Below are 5,342 nucleotides of genomic sequence, written 5' to 3' on the forward strand. Positions count from 1 at the left end.
CGCATCTTAATGAACCGCTGTATACGAGGCCCGTACGTACAGTGGTGTGAGAGGTTCTCCGATAGGCATTTAGCCTATCGGCAGCCTACTCGATTGGCGTTTCGTTGTTAATTTTTCCAGTCAATTTATCTTTCTTTTTTGCTGCATTTTTTCTGTCTGTCGTGCGTTTGGGTAGGCAAGCTCTTTTGCAGGTTTTGGTCTTAGCGTTGGCTTGTGCGACCTGCAAATGTGCTTGACTACGAAGCATTGGCTATTCTCCTATAAGTCCTTTCCAATGTAATTTATCCTTTGTTTTTAAGTAATCAATTAAATCTTTAATAGCACCATCAATTTGTAATATTTTATCATCGTGTTGCTGTAATTTTTCCAATTGATTTTGGTGCGAAAACCAATTCAAAAGTTTTGTGTTGTGATGTGGCTTTTCTTCTGGATTAAATACAAGTTCAACTCTTGAATCTACAGTACTTGAATTATTTGCAGGATATTTAGATAATGTATAAAGTTCAACAAATCGTCTTAAAGCGTTTGGTAGTAAAATTAAATACGGAAAATTGCTCTTTGTAGTACTATTGTGATATTCAAGAAGAATATTAAATATGCCTACATATTCTGATTTGTGTTCACTAAATGTTTTTGGTAATTTTTCAATTATTGAGTTATTTGTATCAGCTCTCCTTACCCAGTAAAACGGTCTATTTTCTTCATTTGTATTACCCTTAATATTGTTAAATAATTTAGTGTCACGCATTACTGAGAAAAACTCAAAATTATGAGTAGAAATAAACAACTGAGCAAAATCAACAGGTGATTTTAAGCCTTTAAATATTTCAGTTCTTTTATTTTCAAAAGCATTATCTAATGTTAATTCTAATTTATCCTTTAATGAATTCAATTTATCTTGAATAACTCCTTTATCATTTATATAACCATTGGCAATCAAGTTTAACCATAATTTTTCTACATCAAGATGCAAATTACTAAACTGAACTTTTGATAACGAGCACTTGTGAAAGAAACTCATAATTAAAGACCGTACTTGAAAAATGTGATTACTATCCAAACTCGAAATTGGGTCGTCAATAAATACAATTGTATTTGGCAATTTTGGAGGTTCTTCTTCTCTAAGTGCTTTTAGTTCTGTCAGAAAATAAGCAAATGCAATAGCAGACTTTTCTCCTTCACTTAAATTACTTGCAGGATGACCGCTTCTTTCAAGTGTAAATTTATCATTGCGTATTTCAATTTTGATGTCTTTTCTATGAAGCAGTATCTCTAAAATTTCATTTAGTTCTTCCTGCCCTTTAACATTACTTTTAAGTTGAGCTTCAAGGGCTAATTTATCAGCTTTGTTTATATTAATTTTAGTATTGATATTTAATATGATTGACTCAGCTTTGTCTTTGTCAGCTTCTTTTTTATTGTAATTTTCATCTTGTAAATATTCTGCTACATAATGATTTAATATTTTTTCTAATGCATTTTTCTTATTATCGTCAAATTCATTTAACCAATCATTATGTGCTTTTACAGCTTTATTTATTTCCTTAAAATCTTCTTCAAAGGTTACAAGCTCAATTTTAGTTGCAGGAATGCTATTAAAATAATCTGAAGTTTTTCGTTTTAAATCAGTTTCTAATGTTGAAAGTTGAATTTTGTATTTTTTTACCGTTTCTCCGAAATTATCTACAGCTTTTTGATAGGCTGATTGAAAACCATTAACCAAGTTTTTTTTATCCGGGAATGTGATTTTTAGTTTCTCTTTTTCAGATTTTATCTTCTCTTGTGTTAATGCAACGGAATCTTGAATTTCCTTGAGTTTTTTAGAATAGTATGAGTTTAAATCACTTATCCTATTCACTGGCAAGGTTTTCGTGCAAAACTTACATTCCGACTCACCTTCGTGCAATTTTATTCCAGTTTGAACCCAATGAAACAAATCTTTATCTTTATCTAATTCAGGAAAAGGAATTGATTTGGGTGCAGTGTCTTCTAAAATTGTTTTTACTTCTTCTGAAAGAGTTTTAAGCTCTTCTGATAAACTATAATCTTCTTTTTGTGGTTCGTAATCTTTGGATACAACGGCATCCGATTTTGTTTTATCTTTTTCTATACTTGATAAAATGTATTTTGGCAAATCATTTTTCACATTTCCAGCAATTATTCTAAAATGTGAAATATTAAAATCATCTCGTGTTAATTTATTATCTAAATAGTTTTCACGTATATCTTTTGCTTTATCAGTAAACTTGCTGCCTGTTTTTTTATCATATTTACTAAACTCATCAACTACTTTCTGATAACGGTTGTCCCTAATATTTTCTAACTGAGTTTTCTTTTTATCTAATTTCTTTATTTTCTTTACTAGCTCACCTGACGGGTCCCCTAGATAAAATGAGATTGGATTAATGTCTAAATCCATATCATCCGAAATAAAAACGTCTTTAATATATTGAGTATTGAATACTTTAACGTCAAATGGGAAATTATCTAAGTCTTCTTTCTTATAATTTGTACTTAAACCATTTATTTCAGCCGTTATTTCAAATTCAGAAGTTGGGTAAATCCAATGTTTTTCTCTATGGTTTATACCTTGAAAAAGTCTTGAGAGTGTAGTTTTTCCTGAATAATTCCATCCATAAATCAAATTTTTCTTTTTGAAATCATCTAACCCATTCCAAGCAAAATTCTGGAAAACGCCAAAGTTCTTGAGTTTGTTTATTCTACTAATCATTGTTATATCGAAGTTACTTTCCAGATTTTCTTCTGTTGTCATCCTTGCATAACATTTGGCAATTTTCGGCAGTAGTCTGTCCGCCTAAATGCCAAGGTGTGATATGGTCGGCTTCCATTTCTTCAATTTTATATTCTTCTGTACAAACTGGGCAAATTCCTTTTTGTCTTTCGTATGCTTCTCGCTTTTGATTGTCTGTAAATGCTCGAATATTTAAAAATTTTTCCTTGCGTGTCAAAACATATTCGTAAATTCCTTTTTTGTTTGTCACATCTTCGTCCTGCATTAGTTTAGTGATTTCTTCTTCAAGTTTTTTGTGGTCAAATTTATTGTCCTTAAACTCGTTATAGAGAAAGCCCCATTGTATGCCTTTCATTTCTTTACGATACTTTGGAAAAACAGCCTTAACCCAATTGATTACGCTTTGAAAATATAACCATAAATCATTGGCATTTGGTTCGTGTTGTTGTTTCGCCATGTATTGCTCAATGTCGTCATTGCTAATCCACTTAATTGTAGTTTCTAAATAATCTTGCCTAATTGCTGTCCCATTCAAGTAGTCACCACCCAAACCGTATGCAGCACAGCCGTTTTTACTAAAGTACCTTTTTGCATCTGAAACCCACGAACCTGAATAAACTGCATTTCTTAATTCTTGGTCGGTCAGTTTTTCGCCTGCAATATTGATTGTCTTGAACCACTCTAATTTTTCACTATCTGTACCGCTACACAGATAAACCATTATTTTGTAGTTTAAAATTTGCTCTTGTTCATCTTTTTGTAAGTTGTGAAAGTATCTGTTTTTAAAGGCAAAATCTCCTTCAACGAATTGACTTACTGAAATTGTTCTTTGTTGACCATCAATCACTTCAAAGTTTCCATCTTCACGAACAGCCCAATACATCACATTCAAAGGAAAGTCTTTTGTAATTGTGTCAATTACTGCGTCACGCTGTTTGTCTTTGTAAATAAATTCTCGTTGATAAGGAGGGCGTATGTCCAATAATCCACCATAGCCGACAACTCCATTTTCTTCATTGTCTTGGTAGCCGTCTGTAAGCTCTCTGACGGTTATTTCTTTAAGTTCTATTTTCATTTTTGCACTTTCTTGTTTCTGATTATTATTCGGGAATAAGGAACTGTAACAACTCCATCAACCATCATATACAAATCACCGTCAACAGCTCCACGCTTCTGAACTTCTTTTCTGTATTTTTTATGTTCGGGTTTGTAGGGTTCTATTCCCATTTCAAGACCTAAATTCGCTATACCTACACCAATAATTTCAAATTGGTCAGGATTGTATTTGTCCATAAAAGTTATTGGAACGCCTATTAAACCGTCATAGTCCATAGGAATATCTTTAGTTACATCTACATTGATAGCATCAAAATTTTCAAACTTTGGATATTCTTCTGGTGTGTATTTTTTGTAAAGAATTAAATCTTCGTGTCGTTTGTTGATTTCAAGATTAGTAAACCAATGAACTCCCGAAACCCTAATCATTCCTTCTTTTCTATCTGTTGCTGTTGCGTAGTCTTCGTAATGCTCATTAATAAAATGTCCAGCACCACCTTTAAAACCATAACCTAACCAAAGTTTATTGTCCCTGATTAACGGGAAAATCTCTTTGTATTTTATTGCGTTTTGATGTCCAACAATTACAAACTTTTTGTCGTATTCAATAAGTTGTGAAACATATTCTCTGAATAACGAAAATGGTGGGTTTGTAACAACAATGTCCGCTTGTTTCAATAATTCAATACATTCCTTGCTTCTAAAATCTCCGTCACCTTTAAGTTTTTTAATTCCGATTTCTTCTGGGTCGGGAATATTATTTCCGTTTTTGTCACCAGTATATTCCAAATAAATCGCTTGTTCAGCATCGTTTTGACTAAACAAGTCCATATTTTGGTTTTTATAACAAGTAGCAACGAGTTTTTTAAGTCCAAGTTTTTCAAAATTATATGAGAAGTAATGAAAGAAATTGCTTACTCTTGGGTCATCACAATTGCAGTAAACAACTTTATCTTTAAAGTGCTTTTTGTAATACTTTAATTCTCTTTCAATGTCAGAAAGCTGAGTGTAAAACTCATCCTTTTTGTTGGTTTTAGCTTCTTGTAAGTTTTTATTTTTTGCTTTGTCAATCATTAGTCTTTTTTATTGTTCGTTGAATGCTAAAATACAATTTAATTCTTGGTTGTTTTGTGTGTCGGAAAAATGAAGGCTCTTTTGGCTGCGAAGTGGTCGCCTGTGCGTTTGGGCAGCCAAATGTGCCTGAATGTGCGGTGGGTTTCCATTTTCTTTGTCTTTATGCAGCAAAAATTCTTTTCTCATTCTGTCGTCTGTTTTGTCTTTTTACAATGAACGCCAACTAGTTTATATGTGTACTAAACCTACACTATATCTCCAATATGAGAGTGTTATGTGTACCTTTGGTATCTTATATTTTGAGATCATCAAATGGGTTTTTAATGTTTTGCAGTGCACGGTTACTTACGTGTGTATAAATCTCAGTTGTTTTTGACGATTTGTGTCCAAGCAATTCCTGAATATACCGAAGGTCGGTCCCATTCTCCAGTAAATGGGTAGCAAAGCTATGACGCAAACA

Annotated in this window: 5 protein-coding genes; all 5 read right to left on the reverse strand. The window is 32.4% G+C overall.

What is annotated here, in order from left to right; all coding sequences use genetic code 11:
- Window positions 1-250: 250 nt before the first annotated feature.
- On the reverse strand, window positions 251-2,773 hold the full coding sequence (locus CLV93_RS19985; protein WP_106544003.1) for an AAA family ATPase: 2,523 nt from the start codon (window positions 2,771-2,773) through the stop codon (window positions 251-253).
- Window positions 2,745-3,827: an HNH endonuclease family protein gene (locus CLV93_RS19990; protein ID WP_106544004.1), complete on the reverse strand. Its 1,083-nt coding sequence runs from the start codon at window positions 3,825-3,827 to the stop codon at window positions 2,745-2,747. Before CLV93_RS19990 ends, CLV93_RS19985 begins: the two co-directional genes overlap by 29 nt.
- Window positions 3,824-4,882 (reverse strand): adenine-specific methyltransferase EcoRI family protein, encoded by a 1,059-nt coding sequence (locus CLV93_RS19995; RefSeq protein WP_106544005.1) that lies wholly within the window; start codon window positions 4,880-4,882, stop codon window positions 3,824-3,826. Before CLV93_RS19995 ends, CLV93_RS19990 begins: the two co-directional genes overlap by 4 nt.
- Before the next feature lie 9 nt (window positions 4,883-4,891).
- Window positions 4,892-5,068, reverse strand: a complete 177-nt coding sequence (locus CLV93_RS20350) for a hypothetical protein (protein WP_153637062.1) — start codon at window positions 5,066-5,068, stop codon at window positions 4,892-4,894.
- A gap of 106 nt (window positions 5,069-5,174) precedes the next feature.
- Window positions 5,175-5,339: a tyrosine-type recombinase/integrase gene (locus tag CLV93_RS20000; protein ID WP_425529592.1), complete on the reverse strand. Its 165-nt coding sequence runs from the start codon at window positions 5,337-5,339 to the stop codon at window positions 5,175-5,177.
- Window positions 5,340-5,342 lie beyond the last annotated feature (3 nt).

Source organism: Prolixibacter denitrificans, from assembly GCF_003014495.1.
Lineage (GTDB): Bacteria > Bacteroidota > Bacteroidia > Bacteroidales > Prolixibacteraceae > Prolixibacter > Prolixibacter denitrificans.